Here is a 21250-nt window from a genome sequence, read left to right as displayed (position 1 = left end):
ACGGAGCGTGACGGACGCGCCCAACCCCATCCGCGACCGCGCGCCGCGCCGTCGCCAGCAGGAGTCGTGCCCTCCCTTGCCGTGTCGCCCGCGCGGCACCATGCTGCCGGTACACCGCCGCCGGAGCCGACCGCCTCACCAGGGGCGTCGACCCCGGCCCCAGCACACGAGGCGCACGCGCCCGACCCCAGGAGGAGCCGGTGACAGTGACCCAGGAACGGACCAGCAGGACCGGCGACAAGCTCTCCGGCAGGGTGGCCTTCGTCACCGGCGGGACCCGGGGGATCGGCGCGGCCATCTGCCGCAGCATGGCCGCCCAGGGCGCCGACGTCGCCGCCGGCTACAGCGGCAACGACGAGGCCGCCGAGCGCTTCCGCAAGCAGTTCTGCGGCGACTTCCCCGACCAGGGCTTCTCCGTGCACAAGGGCGACATCGCGAACGCCGACGACTGCCGGCGCACCATCGCCGAGGTCATCGAGAAGCACGGCCGGCTCGACGTCCTGGTCAACAACGCGGGCATCACCGTCGACCGCACCGTGCTGAAGATGACCGACGACGACTGGCGCCGGGTCATCGACGTCAACCTGTCCGGGGCCTTCTACCTGTCGCAGGCCGCGCTCAAGCACATGCTCGAGCGCGGCAGCGGCCGGATCGTGATGATCTCGTCCGTCATCGGCGAGATGGGCGGCATCGGGCAGTCCAACTACGCCTCGGCCAAGGCCGGGCTGCTGGGCCTGACCAAGACGCTGGCCCGCGAGGCCGCGATGCAGGTGCAGCGCTCCGGCAAGACCGACGGCCTGGGCATCACGGTCAACGCCGTCACCCCCGGCTACACCGCCACCGAGATGCTCGGGACGGTGCCGGACAAGGTCCTCGAGGGCCTCAAGGCGAAGATCCCGATCGGCCGGCTCGGCGAGCCGGAGGAAGTCGCCCGCGTCGTGCACTTCCTCGCCGCCGACGCCTCCGGCTACATCACCGGGCAGGTCTGGGGGGTCAACGGCGGCATGGACATGTAGCCGCAGCCGCTGCGCCAGTCACTCAACGAGGAGGGGAACCGGGTGTTCGACCGCATCGCCGTCGTCAACCGTGGAGAGCCCGCGATGCGGCTCATCCGTGCGGTGCGGGAGCTGGACGCCGAGCACGGCACCCGCACCCGCGTCATCGCCCTGCACACCGAGGCCGAGCGGCGGGCGACCTTCGTGCGCGCCGCCGACGAGGCGGTGCTGCTGGCCGACACCGGCGCCGGCACGCCTTACCTCGACCACGCCGAGCTGGGCCGGGCCCTGCGGGCCAGCCGCGCAGACGCGGCGTGGGTGGGCTGGGGCTTCGTCGCCGAGGACCCCGCCTTCGCCGAGCTGTGCGCCGACCTCGGGGTGACCTTCGTCGGGCCGTCGCCGGAGGCGATGCGGCTGCTCGGCGCGAAGATCGAGGCCAAGGTGCTGGCCGAGAAGGTCGGCGTCCCGGTCGCGCCGTGGAGCCACGGCCCGGTCGACGGGCCGGACGACGGCCGGCGGCACGCCGAGACCATCGGCTACCCGCTGATCGTCAAGGCCCGCAGCGGCGGCGGCGGTCGCGGGATCCGCGTCGTCCGCTCGCCCGACGAGCTCGACGAGGCGCTGGACCGCACGCGGACCGAGGCGCAGCGGACCTTCGGCGACCCGGTCGTGTTCATGGAGCGGCTGGTCGAGGGCGGCCGGCACGTCGAGGTGCAGGTCATCGCCGACCAGCACGGCACCGTCTGGGCCCCCGGGGTGCGCGACTGCTCGGTGCAGCGCCGCAACCAGAAGGTCGTCGAGGAGTCCAGCTCGCCGGCGCTCAGCCCGGAGCAGGACGCCGCGCTGCGCGAGTCCGCCATCGCGCTGGTCCGCGCGGCGGGCTACGTCGGCGCGGGCACCGTCGAGTTCCTGTACCAGCCCGAGGAGCAGCTCACCACGTTCCTCGAGGTCAACACCCGGCTGCAGGTCGAGCACCCGGTGACCGAGGCGACCACCGGCCTGGACCTGGTGAAGCTGCAGCTCCACGTGGCCGCCGGCGGCCGGCTCGAGGGCGACCCGCCCCCGGCCACCGGGCACGCCGTCGAGGCGCGGCTCACCGCCGAGGACGCCGAGCAGGGCTTCGCGCCCGCGCCCGGCCGGGTCGAGCTGCTGCGGATGGCGAGCGGCCCCGGCATCCGCGTGGACACCGGGCTGAGCGTCGGCGACGCCGTCCCCCCGCAGTACGACTCGATGATCGCCAAGGTCATCGCCTGGGGCCGGGACCGGCCGGAGGCGCTCGCCCGGCTGCGCTGCGCCCTCCGGGAGACCACCGTCGTGCTCGCCGGCGGGACGACGACCAAGTCCTTCCTGCTCGACCTCCTCGACCGCCCGGAGGTCGTCGGAGGCACGGCCGACACCGGGTGGCTCGACCGCGCCGAGACGGTCCCGGCCCGCCCGGCCGGCAACGCGTGGGTGGCGCTGGTGCAGGTGGCGCTCGACCTGGCCGAGGCCGAGGTGGAGCAGGAGCGGCTGGCGTTCCTGGCGTCCGCCCGCGGCGGCCGGCCGCGCGCGCCGCACGAGGTCGGCCGCACCATCGAGCTCGGCATGCGCGGGCAGGTGTACCGGCTGACGGTCGCCACCGTGGACCACGACCGGCACCGCGTCGGGCTCGACGGCCGGGTCGTCGACGTCGAGGTCGACCGGCTCGGCCCCCTGGAGAGCCACCTCACCGTCGGCGGACGGCGGTACTCCGTGGTCGCCGCCGAGGCGCCCGGGTCCTCCCTCGTCGAGGTGGACGGCGAGACGCACCGGGTGGGCCGGGACGTGGGCGGGGTGGTCCGCGCGCCCGCGCCGGCCGTCGTCGTCGCCGTCCGCGTCGCGCCGGGCGACGAGGTCGAGGCCGGCCAGCCGGTCGCCGTCCTCGAGAGCATGAAGATGGAGACGGCGGTCCGGGCGCCGTTCGCCGGCCGGGTCCGCGAGGTGCGGGCCGCGGTCAACAGCCAGGTCGACGCGGGTGCCCCGCTGCTCGCCCTCGACCGCGTCGGCGGCGACGTCGAGGAGGCCCAGGGCGAGCGGGTGGCCCTGCCGGGCGCGGACGAGGTGTCGGACGGCGACCCGCGGGCCCGGGCACTGGCCCGGCTGGCCTCGCTGCGGGCGCTGGTCACCGGCTACGACGTCAGCGGCGCGCACGCCAAGCAGCTGGTCGCCGAGTACGCCGCGGCCCGCGACGAGCTGCCCGTCGACGACGCGGAACTGCTGAGGGCCGAGCTCGACGTCCTGGTCACCTTCGCCGACATCTCCGACCTCTCCCGCAACCGGCCGGCCAGTGCGGAGGAGGAGGCGGACACCCAGGTCCACAGCCCGCGGGAGTACTTCCACGCCTACCTGCACTCGCTCGACGTGGAGCGGGAGGCGCTGCCGGAGGCATTCCGCGCCCGGCTGCGGCGGGCGCTGGCCCACTACGGCGTCGAGGACCTCGAGCCGAGCGCCGCACTGACCGAGGCGGTGCACCGGGTCTTCCTCGCCCAGCAGCGCGTCGGCGAGCAGTTGCCCGCCGTCTCCGCCCTGCTGGACCGCTGGCTGGTGGCCGACCGGCTGCCCGACGGACCGGCGCGGGCCGAGGTGGGGGAGGTCCTCGACCACCTGGTCGTCGCCACCCAGTTGCGCCACCCCGCGGTCGGCGACCTGGCCCGCGCCGTCCGGTACCGGCACTTCGAGGAGCCAGTGCTCCTCGCGGCCCGGCAGGAGGTCCTCGACCGGGCGTCGCGGCTGCTCGACGAGCTCGACGAGGCCGGTGCGCGCGGCGACACCGCGGAGAGCATGGGCCGCATGGAGGCGCTGGTCGCCAGCCCCGAGCCGCTGGTGCGGCTGCTGGCGCAGCGGTCCGGCCGGCCGACCGCCGTCCCGGACCCGGTGCTCGAGGTCCTCACCCGCCGCTACTACCGCAGCCGTGACCTGGAGGACGTCCGCTCGACGCTGCTCGACGGGGACACCTGCGTCAGGGCGGAGTTCGACCTGCACGGCCACCGGCTGCACCTGCTGGCGCTGATGACCGACGAGGCGCGGCTGTCGGACGCGGTGACCTCGGTGGCCGGCGCGCTGGCCGACGTCGCCGACCCGACGCAGGTCGTCGTCGACCTCTACGTGAACTGGCCCGACCGCCCCGCGGACGACGACGAGGTCTCCGAGCGGCTGCGCGGGCTGCTCGAGGGCATCCCGGCGCTGCGCACGGGCCGCCGGGTCACCGTCACGGTGTGCACGCCGGAGGGGGAGGTCGAAACGGTCACCTTCCGGCCGACCCCGGACCGGGCGGCCCTGGCGGAGGAGCGCGTCATCCGCGGCCTGCACCCGCTCACCGCGCAGCGCCTCGACATCTGGCGGCTCAAGGAGTTCGACGGCGAGCGCGTGCCGTCGCCCGAGGACACCTACCTGCTGCACATCACGGCGAAGGAGAACCCGAACGACGAGCGGTTCATCGCCATGGCCGAGGTCCGCGACCTGACCCCGGTGCGCGACGAGCACGGCGAGGTCGTCGGCTTCCCGACGATCGAGCGGCAGCTCACATCCTGCCTGGACGGCCTGCGGCGGGCGCAGTCGCAGCGGCGGTCCCGGCGGCCGCTGGAGAACAACCGCATCCACCTGTACGCCTGGCCGTCGATCGAGGTGCCGCTGGCCGAGGTGGCGGAGTTCGCGCGGACCGCCGCCCCCCTGACCTACGGCGCCGGCCTGGACCAGATCGTGCTCCTGGCCCGGCTGCAGGAGGAGGGCGGCCCGCCGCGCGACGTGGCGCTGCGCTTCTCCGCCCGTCCGGGCACCGGGGTGCAGATGCGGGTCACCGACCGCCCGACCGAGCCGCTCAGGGTCCTGGACGACTACACCGCGAAGGTGCTCAGCTCCCGGGCCCGCGGCGCTCCCTACCCGTACGAGCTGGCCCCCCTGCTGGCCGGGCCGGACGGCTCGTTCGTCGAGCACGACCTGGATGGCGACGGCCGGCTCACGCCCGTCGAGCGCCCACCCGGGCAGAACAAGGCCGGCATCGTCGTCGGCCTGGTGACCACGCCGACGCCGCGCTACCCGGAGGGCATGACCCGGGTGGCCATGTTCGGCGACCCGACCAAGGCCCTGGGCACCGTCGCCGAGCCGGAGTGCGCGCGGGTCGTCGGGGCGCTGGACCTGGCGCAGGAGCGGGGCATCCCGGTCGAGTGGTTCGCGCTGTCGTCGGGCGCGCGGATCTCCATGGACAGCGGCACCGAGAACATGGACTGGGTGTCGCGCGCGCTGCGCCGGATCATCGAGTTCACCCAGGCCGGGCACGAGATCAACGTCGTCGTCACCGGGATCAACGTCGGCGCCCAGCCGTACTGGAACGCCGAGGCCACGATGCTCATGCACACCAAGGGCATCCTGGTCATGACGCCGGACAGCGCGATGGTGCTCACCGGCAAGCACTCCCTGGACTACTCCGGCGGGGTGTCGGCCGAGGACAACTTCGGCATCGGCGGCTACGACCGGGTGATGGGCCCCAACGGCCAGGCGCAGTACTGGGCGCCGGACCTCAACGGCGCGCTGGACGTGCTGTTCCGGCACTACGACCACGCCTACCGCGCGCCCGGGGAGCGCTGGCCGCGGCCGGCGCAGAGCGAGGACCCGCGCGACCGGGACGTGCGCTCCTTCCCGCACACGCACCCCGACAGCGAGTTCACCACGGTCGGCGACGTCTTCTCGGCCGAGACCAACCCCGAGCGCAAGAAGGCCTTCGACATCCGGACGGTCATGCGCGCGGTCACCGACCAGGACCACCCGGTCCTCGAGCGGTGGGCCGGGATGGCCGACGCCGACACCTCCGTCGTCCTCGACGCCCACCTCGGCGGCCACCCGGTGTGCGTCCTCGGGGTGGAGTCCCGGCCGATCCCGCGGCGCGGCAGCCACCCGGCCGACGGGCCCGACCAGTGGACGGCGGGGACGCTGTTCCCGCGCTCGTCTAAGAAGACCGCCCGCGCCATCAACGCGGCCAGCGGCAACCGGCCGCTGGTGGTCCTGGCCAACCTCTCCGGCTTCGACGGCTCACCGGAGTCGCTGCGCAACATCCAGCTGGAGTACGGCGCGGAGATCGGCCGGGCGATCACCAACTTCGACGGCCCGATCGTCTTCTGCGTCGTGTCCCGCTACCACGGCGGCGCCTTCGTCGTCTTCTCCGGCACCCTCAACGACAACATGGAGGTCCTCGCCGTCGAGGGCTCCTACGCGTCGGTGATCGGCGGCGCGCCCGCCGCCGCGGTGGTGTTCTCCCGCGAGGTCGACAAGCGCACCGCCGCCGACCCGCGGCTACGGGAGCTGGAGGCCGCGATCGCCGCGGCCGACGCCGTCGAGCAGGCCCACCTCCGGTCGCAGCTGGCGACCGTCCGCACCGCCGTCCGCTCGGAGAAGCTCGGCGAGGTGGCCGCCGAGTTCGAGGCGGTCCACGACATCGAGCGCGCCCGCCGGACGGGCTCGGTGCACGCCATCATCCCCGCCGCCGAGCTGCGGCCGCGCCTCATCGCCGCCGTCGAGCGCGGCATGGAGCGCGCGGCCACGACCTGACCACCCCGTCATGAGAGGACTCCTGTGAACGCGTTCGTCCTGAACCGGCACGGCCGCATGGTGTTCCCGTCGAACGTCATGCCCGAGCTGGACTTCTCCACCATGGAGTCGCTGGAGCAGCTCGACAGCGTCATCCGCCGGGACTTCGAGACCAAGGCCCCCAGCGGCACCGAGATCCTGGAGCGGTTGCGGACGGGTGCCTACGCCACTCGCTTCGACCTGATGCGGGACATGGCGCTGAACCTGTTCTGGGCCAACCGCTTCTCGATCACCATGTACGACAAGCGGCCCACCCGCTGGGCCGACGTGCCCCGGTCGCGGTCGGACGTGTTCCTCCCCGTGCTGGAGCCCTGGGAGGACGGCGAGACCAAGATCGCTGCGGTGGAGGAGGCCTACCCGCAGCTGCCGTCCAAGTGGGACGAGGGCTGCGAGGACCGGATCTTCGACGTCCTGTTCGACGTCTACGGCCACCGGAAGCACCACGCCTCGACGCTGCCGGCGCTCAAGCCCACCGTCGCGGAGTTCCTGGAGGAGCCGGGGAACCTGACCTTCCGGCTGCCGGACTACGACCCGGACTACCCGGTCTACGACTACACCGACATCCTCGACGTCTCCGAGGACGTGCCGGAGCTCGAGGCGCTGCACCGCTGGGCGATGGTGCTGCACAACCAGTACCCCTGGGACCGGTCGAAGATGGAGCTGACCCGGGCTGCCGACCTCAAGGACGACGACTACGTGGTCGCCTTCCACCCACGGGACAAGGAGGTGCGGGCCTTCCTGCGCCGGCTGCAGACCGGTGCCGAGCCGCGGCACGTCGCGGGGCCCCGGGAATCCCGGCCGCCGGTGCGGCCCTACCCCGAGCTCGACGTGCGGCAGCGCTTCTCGGTGCAGCCGCGGATCGAGGCGCTGGCCGCGGTGCACGGCGACCAGGTGTGCAGCAACGACGACCTGATCCGCAATACGGCCTACAACTGGTCGCCGATGAGTGCCGACGAGATCTCGTCCAAGACCGGCATCGAGCAGCGCGAGTACAGCTCGCTGCCGCTGGAGGACCTCGCCCTCGAGGCCGCCGAGGCGGCGCTGGACAAGGCCGGTCGCCAGCCGGAGGAGATCGGCGGCGTGCTGGTCTGCACCTGCACCAGCTCCCGGCTCATCCCGTCGCTGGCCACCTACCTCTGTGGCCAGCTCGGCATGCACCAGGTCTACGCCGCGTACGACATCATCGCCGCCTGCGCGGGCATGCCCTACGGCGTCGCCGACGCGGTGCGGATGGTGCAGGAGGTCGAGCGGCCGGTCCTCGTCGTCTGCGTGGAGAAGTTCTCCGACAAGATCGGCAACGTCCGGACCTCGCGGATGATCTTCGGGGACGGCGCGGCGGCGCTGGTGATCGGCCCGGCTCCCGAGGGCACGGACGGCGACATCGACTACATGAAGACCTACGCCAGCGGCCCGGCCAGCGAGGTCAACTCGATCCTCTGGCCCAACCCCGAGTTCGACAACAACATCACGGTGTTCGGCCCGCAGGTCAAGGCGCTGGCCGGCCGCTACCTGTCCCAGATGATCGACGAGCTGGGGCAGCTGCCGGCCCCGGACGGCCGGGACGGGTCGCTGATGGACGCGATCGACCTCATCGTCCCGCACCAGGCGAACAAGACGATGGTGATCGGCCTGGCCGAGCGGGCCGGGCTGACCGCCGACCAGCTCTACTTCAACATCGAGAAGGTCGGCAACACCTCCTCGGCGAGCATCCCGCTGGCCATCCACGACGCCGTGCGCGACGGGGTGATCAGCGAGCCGGTGCGGGTCTTCGCGCCGGGCTTCGGTGCGGGCGCCGTCGCCGGGTACGCCGTGATGCGGGTCGACCCGGCGGTGGTCGCCGTCCAGGGGTCCACCGCGCCGCACGAGCACGGTGCCGAGATGCCCGCCCCCTCGTCGTCGGGTGGGACCGAGACGGCGTCGGAGGGCATGCGGGAGGCGTTCGGCTGAGCACCCGCACGGTGTGCGGCGCGGACGGGACGCCGCTGCGCGCCTGGAGCAACGACGGGGACGGCGTGCCGGTCCTGCTGTGCAACGGCCTGGGCGCCCCGCCCGCGGCCTGGCCGGGGATCGTCGACCGGGACAGCGGCTTCCGGGTGGTCAGCTGGGCGCACCGCGGCCTGGCCGGCTCGGAGCGGCCGGCCGACCGGGCCCGGGTGCGGGTCGAGGACCACGCCGAGGACGCCCGCGCCGTCCTCGACGCCTTCGACCTGCCGTCGGCGACGGTCGTCGGCTGGTCGCTCGGGGTCAACGTGGCGTTCGAGCTGGCGGTGGAGGAGCCCTCGCGCGTCCGGTCGCTGCTCGCCGTCGCCGGCGTCCCGGGCGGCAGCTTCTCCGCGATGTTCGCCCCCTACGGCGTGCCGCGGCGGCTGCGGGCCCCGGCGGGCCGGCTGAGCAGCCGGCTGCTGCCGGTCGTCGGCCCGCTGCTGCCGGTGCTCGTGGCGAGCCTGCCGCCGTGGCACGAACTGCTGACGCCCGCGGGGGCCCGCGGCCCGGCGCGGGAGGCCACCCACCCGGCCGCGCTGTACCACGTGCTGCACGAGTTCTCCCGGCACGACTGGCGCTGGTACCGGCACCTGGCGCTGGCCGTCGCGGAGCACGCGCCACTGGACGTCGCGGCGGTGGACTGCCCGGTCACCTTCGTGGCCGGCCGCTACGACACCCTGGTCGACACGGCCGACGTCCGGGCGGCGGCCCGGGCGGTGCCGGGCGCGCGGCTGCGCACGCTCGCCGGCACCCACTTCGTGCCGCTGCAGTACCCCGAAGTGATGCTCGAGGAGCTGCGGGCGCTGGTGGCCCGGGAGCCCGCCCGCCCGTAGGCGCGGGCTCCCGGGGCCGTCCCTACGCCCCGCTCGGCACCCGGTCCCGGACGTAGGAGCCGGGCGCCGGCTCCAGGGGCGGGTGGGCCGCGCTGCCCAGCGCCTCCGGTGCGGGCACCTCGTCGCCGGAGCGCTCGATCGCCCACTCCGACCACGGCTCCCACCAGCTGCCGGTGTGCTCCTCGGCCGCCGCGCGCCAGGCGTGCGGGTCCGGCCCGGGCTCCCCGCCGGTCCAGTACTTCGCCCGGGGGTTGCCGGGCGGGTTGACCAGGCTCTGGATGTGCCCGCTGTGGCTGAGCACGAACGTGCTCGGCCCCGACAGCAGCTGGGTGGTCCGGTAGCAGCCGTACCACGGGGTGATGTGGTCGGTGAGCGCGCCGGTGACGAACGTGGGGAGGGTGATCCGGCTCAGGTGGACCGGTGTCCCCAGGACCCGCAGCGCGCCCGGCCGGACCAGCGCGTTGTGCCCGAAGACGTCGAGGAACTGCTCGTGCAGCCGGGCCGGCAGGTTCGTCCCGTCGGCGTTCCAGGCGAGGATGTCGAAGGCGGGCGGGTCCTCGCCCATGAGCCACTGCTGCACCAGGTAGTTGAAGATCAGGTCGTCCGGGCGCATCCAGGTGAACATCGACCCCATTTGCCGGGCGGAGATGACGCCCCGCCGGCTGGAGTTGCGCCGGGCGACCTCCAGCATCCGCGGCCCGGAGAAGGCCCCGAGCGGGGCCCGGCTCGAGAAGTCGAGCAGGGTCACCGCGTAGCCGGCGGCGTGCACCCGGTCGTCGCCGGTCGCGGCGAGGTGGTTGAGCGCCGTCGTCATGATCTGGCCGCCGGCGCAGAGGCCGAGCGTGGTGACGTCGGGCGCCCCGGTGACCTCCCGGGCCACGTCGACCGCGGTGACGACGCCCTGGGAGTACTCGTCGAGGCCCCACTCGGACTGCTCCCGGGTGGGGTTGCGCCAGCTGATCATGAAGACCTGCAGGCCGCGGCTGACCGCGTACTCGACCAGGCTGCGGCCGGGCCGCAGGTCGAGGAAGTAGAAGCGCCCGATGGGCGGCGGCACGATCACCAGCGGCCGCTGCCGGACGCGCGGCGTCGACGGCGCGTACTGGATCACCTCGACGACCTCGTCGCGGTGGACGACCGATCCCGGGGTGACGCCGAGGTCCTCGCCCACGGTGAACGCGCTGCGGTCCACCTGGCGCGGCAGCCCGCCGTTGCGCACGAGGTCGTGCAGCACGTTCCGGAGCCCGCGAGCGACGCTGATCCCGGCGGTGTCGAACGCCCGCTTCAGCGCGGCCGGGTTCCCGACCAGCGTGTTCGTCGGCGCCATGGCGCTGGTGAGCGCGTTGAGCACGAAGCGCACCTGCTCGACCTCGCGCCAGTCGGCGCCGCCGGCCTCGAACTCGCCGACCAGCCGGTCCAGCGACCCCGCCACCGTGAGGTAGGACTGCGCCAGCCGGCGGTACCCGGGGTGCAGCGACCAGGCGGGGTCGGCGAACCGCTTGTCCTTCGGCGAGGGCGCGATGTCGGCGGTGCCCCGGAGGATGCGCACGGTGTCCCGGCCGACGCGGAGGGCCTCGCGCGCCACGGGTCCGGGCTGGGTGAAGGTCGCGACCAGGCCCCGGGCCATGCCCCGCGGGGACGGGATGCCGACGGGCTCGCCGTTCTCGACCAGCGCGGGCGCGCCGGCGTCGTCGAGGGGGATCCGGTCCTCGGCTGCTGCGGGGCGGGGCCTGCCGGATGTGCGGGGACGGGATGGCGTCGTCGTCACGGTGTCTCCGATGTGAGCTGGGTCACAGGCTGCCCGACCGTAACCCGCGGCGCCGGGTCCGGGGTACCTCCGCCGCTGCGACCGGCCCCTCCCGCGACGGCGGGTGCGGAGGTACCGTCCCGGTGTGACGGCCCCGCGGAGGCTGGACGCACCGACGGGTCTGCAGTCCGGCGACCACGCCTGCTGGACGTTCGCCGACGCCGCGGACCTCTCGGCGGCCGTCCTGCCCTTCCTCGACGAGGGACGACGGCTCGGCGAGCAGCTGCTGCTCATCGGGGCGTCGCGCCCGGAGCTGCTGCGGGTCCTGGCGCCCCTCCCCGGACGCGACGAGCTGCTCGCCGACGGGCAGCTGCAGGTGCACGGCACCGACGCGGTGTACGGCTCCGGCGACCGGTTCTCCCCGGAGGACCAGGTGGCGGCGTACCGGACCCTCGTGGCGGAGGCCCGCCAGCGCGGCCGCACCGGCCTGCGGGTGGCCGCCGACGTCACCCCGCGGGCCCGCCACGGGGCCGGTGCGCGGCGGCAGCTGCACGTGTACGAGCACTTGGCCGACGCCATGATGGGTGCCGCCCCCATGACCGCGCTCTGCCTCTACGACGCTGCACTGGGGGACGACGTGCTCGGCCCGGTCACCCTGCTCCACCCCGACCAGCACTCCGGCTCGGAGGCCCTCGCCCACCTGTCCGGGCGGGGCCTGTCGCTGTCGCTGCACGGCGAGGTCGACGTCACCCTGGCCGACGACCTGCTTCGGGCACTCGTCGACGTCGCCTGCGACGCCCCCGGGGAGGTCGTGCTCGACCTCTCCGCCCTCCGCTTTCTCGACGTCGCCGGCGCCCGCGCGCTGGCCCGTGCCACCCGGCTGCTCCGCGGGGCGGACGTGCACCTGCGGCTGGTGGGGGCTCCGCGGACGGCCGCCCGCTGCCTCGCCCTGTTCGGCCTCGGCGGCGGGGACGTGGTGCCGGAGTGAGCGACGTCCGCCCCACCGGCGACTGGGACGGCACGGCCCTCGCCCACGAGGCCTTCGTGTTCGGCGCCGACCAGGAGCTCGTCGACCGGGTGGTGCCGTTCGTGCTCGAGGGCTTGTCCCGCGGGGAGCCGGTGCTCGTCGTCGCCGGCGAGCGCGTCCGGTCGCTGCTCGCCGGCGAGCTGGGCCCGGACCTGGACCGGTTGACGGCCTTCACCGCCGCGGAGACCTGGTGGCGGGGCGGGCACCGCACGCTACACGCCTACGACCGGGACCTCCGCGCCCTGCAGGCCGTGGCGCCGACGTGGCGGCTCGCCGCGGAGCCGACCTGGCTGGCGCGGGACGACGGGCGGGAGTGGAGCCGGTTCGAGGCCGTCGCCAACCGCTGCTACGCCGCCCTGCCGTACTACAGCCTGTGCCTGCACGACCGGGAGCGGCTGCCGGAGCCGGTGCTCGACGCGGTGGCCCGCACCCACCCGCTCACCTGGGGCGGCTCGGCACCGGTTCCCGCACCGGCCTACGAGGACCCGGAGCGCTTCCTCCGGTCGGTGCACCCGGCGTGGGACCGGCGCCCGGCGCGGGCCGCCGTCGCGGCGCTGACGACGCCACGGGAGGCGCGCCGCGCGGTCTCGGCGGCGGCGCTCGACTGGTGGCCGGCGCGGGTGGGCGAGGTCGTCCAAGCGGCCCACGAGCTGGTGCTCAACGCGTTGCGCGTGGCGCCGTTCGTCGAGGTCTCCTCCTGGACCGACGAGGGCACCCTCGTCGTCGAGGTCGCCGACTCCGGGCCGGGCCTGCCGGACGAGACCCTCGGCTACGTCCCACCGCCCACGAAGCCCGACAGTCCCCGGGGGATGTGGCTGGCATGGAGCCTGGCCGACGACGTGGCGGTCGACTCCCACCCCGCCGGCACCGCCGTCCGGCTGTTCTTCCACCACCGCTGAAGGAGGACCAGCCTTCCCCCCGTGAAGGACCCCCTTGCCCCCCAGGCTCGCGGCGGGGCCCTGCAAGGGGGCCGTCAGGGCTCGGCGCGGGCCCCTGAAGGGTGGCCGGACGGTGGGTCCTCAGACGAGGACGCGGCGGCCCGAGCGGGGGTCGGCAGCCTCGGCGGCGAGCAGGATCCGGCGGGCCGGGCGGAAGCGGCCCTCGCGGAGGCGCCGGGCCCGCTCCGGGTCGACCCGGGCCAGCTCGGCGGCGGCGGCGAGGTCGTGGGCGTTGTCGGCCAGCATGACCAGCCGGCCGAGCGGGTGGGCCGCGGCCCGGCGGACCAGGCCGGCGATGTAGGGCTCACCCGGCCGCCGGGTGACCGCGTCGATCGCCTCGACGACGACCTCGGGCACGCCGAGCGCGCGGAGCCCGTCGAGGTCGTGCCGGCGGGTGGGGTCGGGGTGGTCGCGGGTGTGCCGGACGACGTCCTTCAGCGCGCCGGCCATCTCCGCGTAGGGGCCGTGGGGGCGCAGCGCCTCGGCGACCGGCCGCAGGTGGGCGAGGTAGTGGTCACGGCCGTGCTCGTCGACCTGGCCCTGGTGCGCGTGCAGCGCGAGCAGGTGCGCGTCGGGAACGGTGAACCCCACGGTCCGAGGCTAGGCGCTGGTCCCGGCGTATGCGCGACACCCGTCCCACCGGCCCCCGTCGACCGGCGGGACCTCAGTCCACGACTACCTCGTCGCGCACGCGCATGCGCTCACCGACGAACCCGCCGACGGCGGTGACGAGCGAGACGGCGATCAGGAGGGTCGCGGGCACCCAGGGGTCGTCGCCGATGCTGCTGGTCATGGCGGTCGCGATGAAGGGGAGGAACCCGCTGAGCGCGCCCGCGATGTTGTAGGCCAGTGCCACCCCGCTGTAGCGGTAGCGGGCGGGGAACAGCTCGGCCAGCAGGGCGCCGGTCACCGCGTACGCCACCGAGAGGGCGGCGATCCCGACCGAGATCGCGAGCACGACGGCGACCGGCGAGCGCGTCGTCAGCAGGGCGAAGACGGGCAGTGCCAGGACGGCGCTGGAGAGGCCACCCCAGAACGTCACCCGGCCCGGGCCGAGGCGGTCGGCTATCCGGCCGAACAGGACGATGACGCCGATCTCGACCACGGCAGCCACGAGCGTGGCGTTCACCATGAGGGTGCGGGACAGGCCGAGGGTGTCCACGCCGTAGCTGATCGCGAACGTGGTCAGCACGTAGAACCCGCCGACGCCGAGGAACGCCGCCGCGATGGCGACGAGCAGGCGTCCCCAGGCGTGGGTGAAGACCTCCCCGGCCGGGATCTTCGGCCGGTCGGACTCCTGGGCGAGCATCTGGTCGAAGACCGGTGACTCCTCGACGCGGCGGCGGATGTAGAAAGCGATGACGAGCAGGGGGAAGGCCGCGAGGAAGGGCAGCCGCCACCCCCACGAGTCGAAGCTCTCGTCGGGGAGCAGCAGCACGAGCGCGAAGGCGCCCGAGGACATCAGCGTGCCCACCGGCGAGCCGAGCTGGGGGAGGGCGGCGTAGCGGCCGCGCTGGTCCGGCGGGGCGTGTTCGACGGCCAGGGTTACCGCGCCGCCCCACTCCCCGCCGACGGCCACGCCCTGCGCGAGGCGCAGCAGCACGAGCAGGGCCGGCGCGGCGACGCCGATGGCCGCGAAGTCGGGCAGCAGGCCGATCAGCCCGGTCGCCACGCCGATCATCACCACCGTGATCAGCAGCGCGGGACGGCGGCCGATGCGGTCGCCCACCGCTCCGAAGACGACCGCCCCCACCGGGCGGGCCACGAAGCCGACGCCGAAGGTGGCGAAGGCCGCCAGCGTCGCCGCCGTGGGGTCCAGCGTGCTGAAGAAGAGCCGGTTGAAGACCAGGGCGGCAGCGGTGCCGAAGAGGAAGTAGTCGTACCACTCCAGGGCCGTGCCGACGAAGGCGGCGAAGGCGACCCGGCGGGCGTCCTGGCCGCTCACGTGCGCGGGGGTGTCCACCATGCGGGCGGCGGCCGCCGCGCCGGGCGACGAGCCGGTCGGATCGCTCATGCCTGCCTGCCTCGCGGATCGGGGGTGGGGGAGGGGTCCCGGCCCGTGAACGGGCCGGTGTCGTGCACGGGTGCCCCGGCGAGCAGCGTCGCCAGGACACCGATGGCGCCGATCCGGTCGGGGTCGACGCGCAGCGGGTCGTCGTCCAGCAGCACCAGGTCGGCGACCTTGCCGCGGGCGACGCTGCCGCGGGTCCGCTCGTCGTGGCTGGCCCACGCCTCGTCGAGGGTGTAGGCCCGCAGTGCCTGGGCGGCGCTCACGCGCTCGTCGGCCCCGATCACCGCCCCGCCGGACGACAGGCGCTCGACCATGGACTGCATCCCGAGCAGCGGGGCACCGGGGGCCACCGGCCGGTCGGAGCTGCCGGGCACGCGCAGCCCGGCGTCCAGGAACGAGCGGTGCCGGTAGAGCCAGTCGGCGCGCCGGGGCCCCACCGCGGCGGCCATGGTGTCCCCGATCGCGTACAGGAAGCGCGGCTGGGGGACGGGGACCACGCCCAGGTCGGCGAAACGGGCGAGCTGGTCGGGACGGACCAGGCCGGCGTGCTCGACGCGATGGCGGACGTCGGCGCGCGGGTGAACCCGGGTGGCCTCGGCGAAGCTGTCCAGCGCCAGCTCCACGGCGTCGTCACCGATGGCGTGCGCGGCCACCCGCCACCCGGCGCGGTGCGCGTCGACGACCAGGCGGCGCATGACGTCCGGGTCGTCCTGGAACACCGCGGTCCCGTGGTCGCAGAAGGGCTCGGACAGCGCGGCCGTGCGCCCGATCAGCGACCCGTCCAGCCAGATCTTCATGGGGCCCAGCCGCAGCCGGTCGTCGCCGAAACCGGTGCGCAGCCCGAGGTCCAGCCCCACGTCGATGCCGTCGGCGGGGTGCGCCCGGAGGCGGTGCAGGGTGTCGCTGGCGACCATCAGCTCGACGCGGGTCCGCAGCAGCCCCCGGTCCCGGGCGAGCAGGTAGGCGGCCGCCTCCACCGGCGAGCGGCCGAGCAGGCCCAGGCCGATGCCGGCCTCGACGACGTGGGTCAGCCCCTCCGCGGCGTAGACCTCGCTCGCCCGGCCGAGCGCCGTCGCGACCTCCTCCACCGGGTACGGCTTCACGAGGTCGTCGACGAGCGCCTGTGCGCGCTCCTGGAGCAGCCCCGTGGGCTCCCCGGACCCGTCGCGGACGACGACGCCGCCCTCCGGCTCCTCCGCACCGCCGTGCAGGACGCCGCAGCGTCGCAGCACCTCGCTGCTCACCACGCTCATGTGGCCGGAGCGGTGCTTGAGCCACACCGGTCGTCCCCCGCCGGCCCGGTCCAGCAGGGAGCGGTCGGGGTGGGCGCCCATGACTGTGTCGTCGTAGCCGGAGCCGACGACCCACGCGTCCGCGGGGAGTCGGGCGGCGTCCCGGGCCACGGCGTCCTCGAGAGCGGCCAGGTCGCCGGTCGCGGACAGGTCGATCTCGCCGAGCGACTGGCCGAACCAGGCCATGTGGTTGTGCGCGTCCCCGAACCCGGGGACCACCACGGCACCGTCCCCGTCGACGACCGACCGGGCGGGCAGGTCCACGACCTCCTCGTCGAGTCCGACGATCCGGCCGCCGAGGACGCCGACGGCGGACGCCGTGGGGCGGGCGTCGTCGACGGTGTGCACGAGCACGTCCCTCAGCAGCAGGTCCAGCACGGTCGCTCCGTTCAGGCCAGGTGGTGCAGGCGGGTTAGGGGCAGGTCGGACGCACGGTGGACGGGGACGGGACGCCCGTCCACGAGGACGGGACCCGGCTCCGTCGGCACGGTGACCGCGGGCAGGGCGGCGTTGGCGACCATGTCCGCGCTCGTCAGCCCGCGGCTCGCTCGGATGGCGGCGTAGCGCACGCCCTCGGGCAGCGCCCGGCGCGCGTCCGGGTCCGCGAGGCACTGCTCGGAGACGAACACCCGCGAGAGCCGGCGCGGCGCGGCCCCGAGGCCGCCGAAGTACGGCCGCAGCACGCGCGGCTGGGTCAGCCGGGTCGAGCCGGAGCCGGAGCCCGAGGTCCCCCAGGCGACGAAGCCGGACTTGAGGACCAGCTCCGGCGCGGTCCCGAAGGTCGCCGGGTGCCACAGCACGACGTCCGCGAGCCGCCCGGGCGCGAGGGAGCCCACCTCGTGCGCCATGCCGTGGGCGATGGCCGGGTTGACGGTGACCTTGGCCAGGTAGCGGAGCACCCGCTCGTTGTTGACGTGCTCCGGCCCGGCCTGACCGGCGAGGTGCGCCTGCACGTGGGCCAGCTGCCAGGTGCGCCGGGCGGTCTCCGCGATCCGGCCCATGCCCATCGAGTCGGAGTTCACGATGCTGATGGCGCCCAGGTCGTGCAGCGCGTTCTCCGCGGCGATGCCGTGCTCGCGCACGCGGCTGGAGGCGATGGAGACGTCGCTGTCGATGCCGCGGTGCCCGCGGTGGACCGTCAAGGTCATGGGCAGCAACTCGTCGACGGTGGCACCGGTCAGCGGCAGCGTTGGTGTGGTCGATGAGGTCAGGACGTGTGCCTCGCTCACCACCTGCAGCAGGTCGGCGTGCCCGCCGCCGCCCTCGACGTGGTAGGCGTGCACGGTCCGGCCGCGGGTGGCCGACAGCGTGTCGGCCAGGGCGCCGGACTCGTTGAGGGTGTCGGTGTGGAGGGCCACGGGCAGGTCGACGTCGTCGGCGACACCGAGGCAGGTGTCCACGATGCGCGGCGTCGCGCCCCAGTCCTCGTGGATCTTGAACCCACCGGCCCCCGCGAGGACGGCGCGCTCGAGCAGCTCGGGAGACGAGGTGGAGCCCCGGGCGAGGAAGGCCGCGTTGACCGGGGTGTCCCGCCAGGCGTCGATGAGCGTGTGCAGGTTCGGAGCGGGGTTGGCGCCGACGTCCCACACGCCGCCGATGCCCATGCCCACGAGTGAGGTCACCCCGGCGGCCAGTGCTGCGGGCGCGACCTCGGGGCTGGACAGGTGCACGTGCGAGTCGACGACGCCCGGGGTGGCGACGAGGCCCTCCCCGGTGATCATCGCGGTATGGGAGTCCACCACCAGCTCCACGCCGTCGGTGGTGTCCGGGTTGCCGGCCCGGCCGACGCCGACGACGCGGCCGTCCTTGATCCCGATGCTGGTCTTGCGCACCCCGATCAGCGGGTCGATCACCACGACGCCGAGCACCACCATGTCCAGGGCACTGTCCCGGGGAGCCCGGCCGGTCACGAGCAGCCCGTCCCGGGCGGTCTTGCCGCAGCCGCCGAGCAGCTCGTCGCCGGGCTCGGTGTCGTCGGCCTCGACGCGCACCCACAGGTCGGTGTCGCCCAGGCGCAGCAGGTCACCGGTGGTGGGGCCGTAGATGCTCGCGTAGCGGGCGCGGGAGAGGCGGCTCACCTCTGACCTCCGCGGGCCACCACGGGCACGACGGAGGTGGTGCCGGGCGGGAACTCCCGGCTGAGACCGGCCGGCAGGTCGAGCCGGAAGCCGCGGACCGCCTCGCGGTCGAGTTCGACCGCCGGGTTGACCTCTTCGAGCGGGAAGTGCGAGGAGATCCACACCGAGCGGTCGCCGCGGTTGGTCACCTCGACGGTGCGACGCGGTCGGCCCGGTGCCAGCTCGACGTCGCCGTCCTGCGCGAGGACGGCGCCGGGACCGGTCGGGTCGGCCGGACCGAAGGGCTCGGGCACGTGCACCAGGGACGTGCCGTGGGGGAACAGCGCCTCCACCTGCAGGCTGGGCACGGTGGTGGCGACCCCGGCGAGCACCTGGCCGGCCGCGACCACGCCCCGGGCCCGCCGGACGACCTCCTGGAGGGGCAGCCCGTCCCACGCCATCTCCAGGACCTCGTCGCAGACCAGGGCGACGGCCTCGGTCGCGCCCAGGCGCGCGCCCCTCGCCAGCCGCCGGCGGGCGAGTTCGGCTGCGCCGAACAGCAGCAGGCGCTCCTGCTCGCGGGGGGTCAGGTGCACCGCGGCCTCCGGTTCCGTGCGGTGGTGGTGTCGAGCCACACGGTGCTCCTGACCTGGACGTCCGGCAATCGGCAGCGTGCGACTGGTCCGCGGCCGTGCCTGACGGTCGTGGTCCCCCGCGCGACCGGCGGTCCCCCGGAGGGCTCGAGGCGCTCGGCATCTACTCCGAGTCGCTGACCGACCTGGCGGCCCTCCCGGACGGCGCGACGGTGGCGATCCCGAACGACCCGACCAACGCCGCCCGGGCGCTGCGGCTGCTCGAGGCCAACGGGCTGCTCACCCTGGCCGACACCGGCGACGCGGCGCCGACGTCGCTGGACGTCGAGGGCAACCCCGAGGACCTGCAGATCTCCGAGGTGGAGGCCGCGCAGGTGCCCCGGTCGCTGGCCGACGTCGACATCGCGGTGATCAACGGCAACTACGCCATCGAGGCCGACCTGGTCCCCGCCGAGGACGCCCTGGCGCTGGAGGAGGCCGAGGGCACCCCCAACGCCAACCTGCTGGTGGTGCGCACCGGCACCCAGGACGACGAGCGCATCCAGCAGCTCGAGGAGCTGCTGCACTCCGACGAGGTCCGCCAGTTCATCGAGCAGACCTACGAGGGCGCGGTCGTCCCCGCGGTGGGGCGCACGGTCACCTCCCCGGGCGCGTTCTCCGACCCCGACGGCCCCGGCCGCGACGGGGAGCCATGTCGGGGCGCGGCCTGTGACGATCCCGCCGTGGCGGATCTGCGCACCCTGCTGGCCGACGTCGCGGCGCGGGCTGCCGAGTACCGGGCCGGCGTCCGGGATGTCGCGGTCTTCCCCCGCGGGGAGCCGGCCGCCGCGGTCCGCGCCGGGCTCGGCTCGCTGCGCGACGAGGGCGCCGATCCGGCCGCCGTCCTGGCGGAGCTGGCCGCGGCTGCCGAGCCGGGGCTGGTCGCCACGACGGGACCGCGGTCCTTCCGCTTCGTGGTCGGCGGCGCCCTGGACTCGGCCACCGCGGCGGACGTGCCGGCCGTGGCGGGAGCCCAGCCGGCGTCCGACGCGGTGACGTACCGGTCCACGACGGAGGCGGACGTCGACCGCGCCGTGCGGGCGGTGGCGGCGGCGTGGGGGGCGCCCGGTGAGCGGGATGGACGGGTCAGCCCCCCTGTGGATCCGCCTCCTCCGCGAACTCCCGGAAGGCGGCGAACGCGCGCGGGCCGTACACGGTGGCCGGACCGCCGTTCATCGCGATGGTGACTCCGAGCGCCTCGGCGACCTCGGACTCGGTCGCGCCGGTGCGGGCGGCGCCGCGGGCGTGCGACGCGATGCACCCGTCGCACTCCTTGCTCACCGCGATGGCGAGCGCGATCAGTTCCTTGGTCTTCTCGTCCAGCGCCCCCGCGGCGTAGGCGGCGGCGTGCATCGTCCGGTAGCCGTCGTAGACCTCGGGGATCGCGCGGCGCAACGCGCGACCCGGTTCGCGGAGCTCGTCCTGGACGGCGTGGCCGTAGCTCATGACGGCATGGTGTCACCGGCTCCACGGTGGCGCCCCCGGTCGCGGACGAGACGGAGACCCCGATGACCGCAGACGCGCAGGCTCCCGACCCGGCCGCGGGGGTCCACGTCGTCGTCGGAGCCGGGGAGCGACCGGCCGGCGCCTCGTGGCCCACCTGCACGCCGCCGGTTTGCGCGTGCGCGCGGTGACCCGCGACGGCCGGGACGTCGGCACACCCGGCGTGGAGACGGCAGCGGCGGACGCCACCGACGGCGAGGGCCTGGCCGCGGACTGCCAGGACGCGGTCGCCGTCTACCACTGCGTCATGCCGGTGCTCGCGCGCTGGACGAGGGACTTCCCCGTGGTCACCGACGCGCTGGTCGACGCCGCGTCCCGGGTCGGCGCCCGTCTGGTGTACGCCGACGACACGTGGATGTACGGGCGGGTCGACGGCCCGATGACCGAGGACACCCCGTGGCGGCCGGTCAGCGCCAAGGGCGTGCTCCGGGCGTGGATCGCCGAGCGGATCCTCTCCGCCGGCGCGGCGGGACGGCTGCCGGTCGGCGTCGTCCGTGCGGGGGAGCTCTACGGGCCCGGCGTCCGGTCGCTCGTCGCCGGCAACGTGTCCCCTCGGCCCTGCGGGGTTGGCCGGTCCAGTGGTTCGGGGACCCCGACCTGCCCCTGACCGTCACGTTCGTCGACGACTTCGCCG

Annotated in this window: 15 protein-coding genes; 8 read left to right on the top strand and 7 right to left on the bottom strand. The window is 74.8% G+C overall.

The genetic code is table 11. The features are described from left to right. The first annotated feature begins 200 nt into the window (after nucleotides 1-200). The 4 genes from BLW63_RS00745 to BLW63_RS00730 are packed head-to-tail and all read left to right on the top strand — an operon-like array spanning nucleotide 201 to nucleotide 9409. Nucleotides 201-1016 carry a 3-oxoacyl-ACP reductase family protein gene (locus BLW63_RS00745; protein WP_091150447.1) on the top strand — a complete coding sequence of 272 codons (816 nt, stop codon included), beginning with the start codon at nucleotides 201-203 and terminating at the stop codon, nucleotides 1014-1016. Nucleotides 1017-1058: 42 nt separating this feature from the next. Beyond that, nucleotides 1059-6554: an ATP-binding protein gene (locus BLW63_RS00740; RefSeq protein ID WP_091150445.1), complete on the top strand. Its 5496-nt coding sequence runs from the start codon at nucleotides 1059-1061 to the stop codon at nucleotides 6552-6554. Between the two features lie 24 nt (nucleotides 6555-6578). Then, nucleotides 6579-8540, top strand: a complete 1962-nt coding sequence (locus BLW63_RS00735; RefSeq protein WP_091150442.1) for a 3-oxoacyl-ACP synthase III family protein — start codon at nucleotides 6579-6581, stop codon at nucleotides 8538-8540. An 11-nt stretch (nucleotides 8541-8551) separates the two neighbouring features. Continuing rightward, nucleotides 8552-9409: an alpha/beta fold hydrolase gene (locus tag BLW63_RS00730; RefSeq protein WP_244522264.1), complete on the top strand. Its 858-nt coding sequence runs from the start codon at nucleotides 8552-8554 to the stop codon at nucleotides 9407-9409. 22 nt (nucleotides 9410-9431) lie between these two features. Here the strand turns inward: BLW63_RS00730 and BLW63_RS00725 are convergent, their stop codons facing one another. Next, nucleotides 9432-11177, bottom strand: coding sequence for a PHA/PHB synthase family protein (locus BLW63_RS00725; protein ID WP_244522263.1), 1746 nt, complete (start codon nucleotides 11175-11177; stop codon nucleotides 9432-9434). 124 nt (nucleotides 11178-11301) lie between these two features. Here BLW63_RS00725 and BLW63_RS00720 point away from each other — a divergent pair, with 124 nt between their 5' ends. Beyond that, nucleotides 11302-12144 carry an MEDS domain-containing protein gene (locus BLW63_RS00720; RefSeq protein WP_091150440.1) on the top strand — a complete coding sequence of 281 codons (843 nt, stop codon included), beginning with the start codon at nucleotides 11302-11304 and terminating at the stop codon, nucleotides 12142-12144. Then, nucleotides 12141-13082, top strand: coding sequence for a sensor histidine kinase (locus BLW63_RS28415; RefSeq protein ID WP_091150438.1), 942 nt, complete (start codon nucleotides 12141-12143; stop codon nucleotides 13080-13082). The genes BLW63_RS00720 and BLW63_RS28415 overlap by 4 nt, the downstream gene beginning before the upstream one ends. A 120-nt stretch (nucleotides 13083-13202) precedes the next feature. Here BLW63_RS28415 and BLW63_RS00710 read toward each other — a convergent pair whose 3' ends face one another. From BLW63_RS00710 to ureA, 5 genes are all read right to left on the bottom strand, one after another. After that, complete coding sequence (locus BLW63_RS00710; protein ID WP_091150436.1) at nucleotides 13203-13712, bottom strand: phosphohydrolase; 510 nt, start codon at nucleotides 13710-13712, stop codon at nucleotides 13203-13205. Nucleotides 13713-13785: 73 nt separating this feature from the next. After that, nucleotides 13786-15135: an MFS transporter gene (locus BLW63_RS00705; protein ID WP_091150434.1), complete on the bottom strand. Its 1350-nt coding sequence runs from the start codon at nucleotides 15133-15135 to the stop codon at nucleotides 13786-13788. Beyond that, a complete protein-coding gene (locus tag BLW63_RS00700; protein WP_091150433.1) occupies nucleotides 15132-16802 on the bottom strand; it encodes an amidohydrolase in 1671 nt (556 codons plus the stop codon). The genes BLW63_RS00705 and BLW63_RS00700 overlap by 4 nt, the downstream gene beginning before the upstream one ends. Nucleotides 16803-16813: 11 nt before the next feature. Continuing rightward, entirely contained in the window at nucleotides 16814-18502 is a 1689-nt protein-coding gene (locus BLW63_RS00695; protein WP_091150431.1) for an urease subunit alpha, read from the bottom strand. Then, the gene (gene ureA / locus BLW63_RS00690; RefSeq protein ID WP_211516951.1) at nucleotides 18499-19116 is read right to left on the bottom strand and encodes an urease subunit gamma; all 618 of its coding nucleotides are present in this window, start codon (nucleotides 19114-19116) and stop codon (nucleotides 18499-18501) included. Before ureA ends, BLW63_RS00695 begins: the two co-directional genes overlap by 4 nt. A 56-nt stretch (nucleotides 19117-19172) precedes the next feature. Between ureA and BLW63_RS27670 the strand changes: the two genes are divergently transcribed. Then, complete coding sequence (locus BLW63_RS27670) at nucleotides 19173-20300, top strand: MetQ/NlpA family ABC transporter substrate-binding protein (RefSeq protein WP_244522262.1); 1128 nt, start codon at nucleotides 19173-19175, stop codon at nucleotides 20298-20300. On the opposite strand, the gene BLW63_RS00680 is transcribed toward BLW63_RS27670, so the two are convergent. Continuing rightward, entirely contained in the window at nucleotides 20200-20559 is a 360-nt protein-coding gene (locus BLW63_RS00680; protein ID WP_091150429.1) for a carboxymuconolactone decarboxylase family protein, read from the bottom strand. The two genes, BLW63_RS27670 and BLW63_RS00680, sit on opposite strands and share 101 nt — an antisense overlap. Between BLW63_RS00680 and BLW63_RS00675 the strand changes: the two genes are divergently transcribed. Next, complete coding sequence (locus BLW63_RS00675) at nucleotides 20558-21223, top strand: NAD-dependent epimerase/dehydratase family protein (protein ID WP_091150426.1); 666 nt, start codon at nucleotides 20558-20560, stop codon at nucleotides 21221-21223. The genes BLW63_RS00680 and BLW63_RS00675 overlap by 2 nt on opposite strands. The last annotated feature ends 27 nt before the right edge of the window (nucleotides 21224-21250 follow it).

The organism is Geodermatophilus africanus (genome assembly GCF_900107105.1).
Lineage (GTDB): Bacteria > Actinomycetota > Actinomycetes > Mycobacteriales > Geodermatophilaceae > Geodermatophilus > Geodermatophilus africanus.
The sequence above is the reverse complement of the archived record's forward strand: the minus strand, read 5'-3'. Positions and strand labels throughout refer to the sequence as shown.

What these genes read in the sequence shown, in the direction of transcription:
- BLW63_RS00680 (WP_091150429.1), bottom strand. Translation starts at nt 20,559, where the DNA reads ATGAGCTACGGCCACGCCGTCCAGGACGAGCTCCGCGAACCGGGTCGC.
- BLW63_RS00705 (WP_091150434.1), bottom strand. Translation starts at nt 15,135, where the DNA reads ATGAGCGATCCGACCGGCTCGTCGCCCGGCGCGGCGGCCGCCGCCCGC.
- BLW63_RS00675 (WP_091150426.1), top strand. Translation starts at nt 20,558, where the DNA reads ATGACGGCATGGTGTCACCGGCTCCACGGTGGCGCCCCCGGTCGCGGA.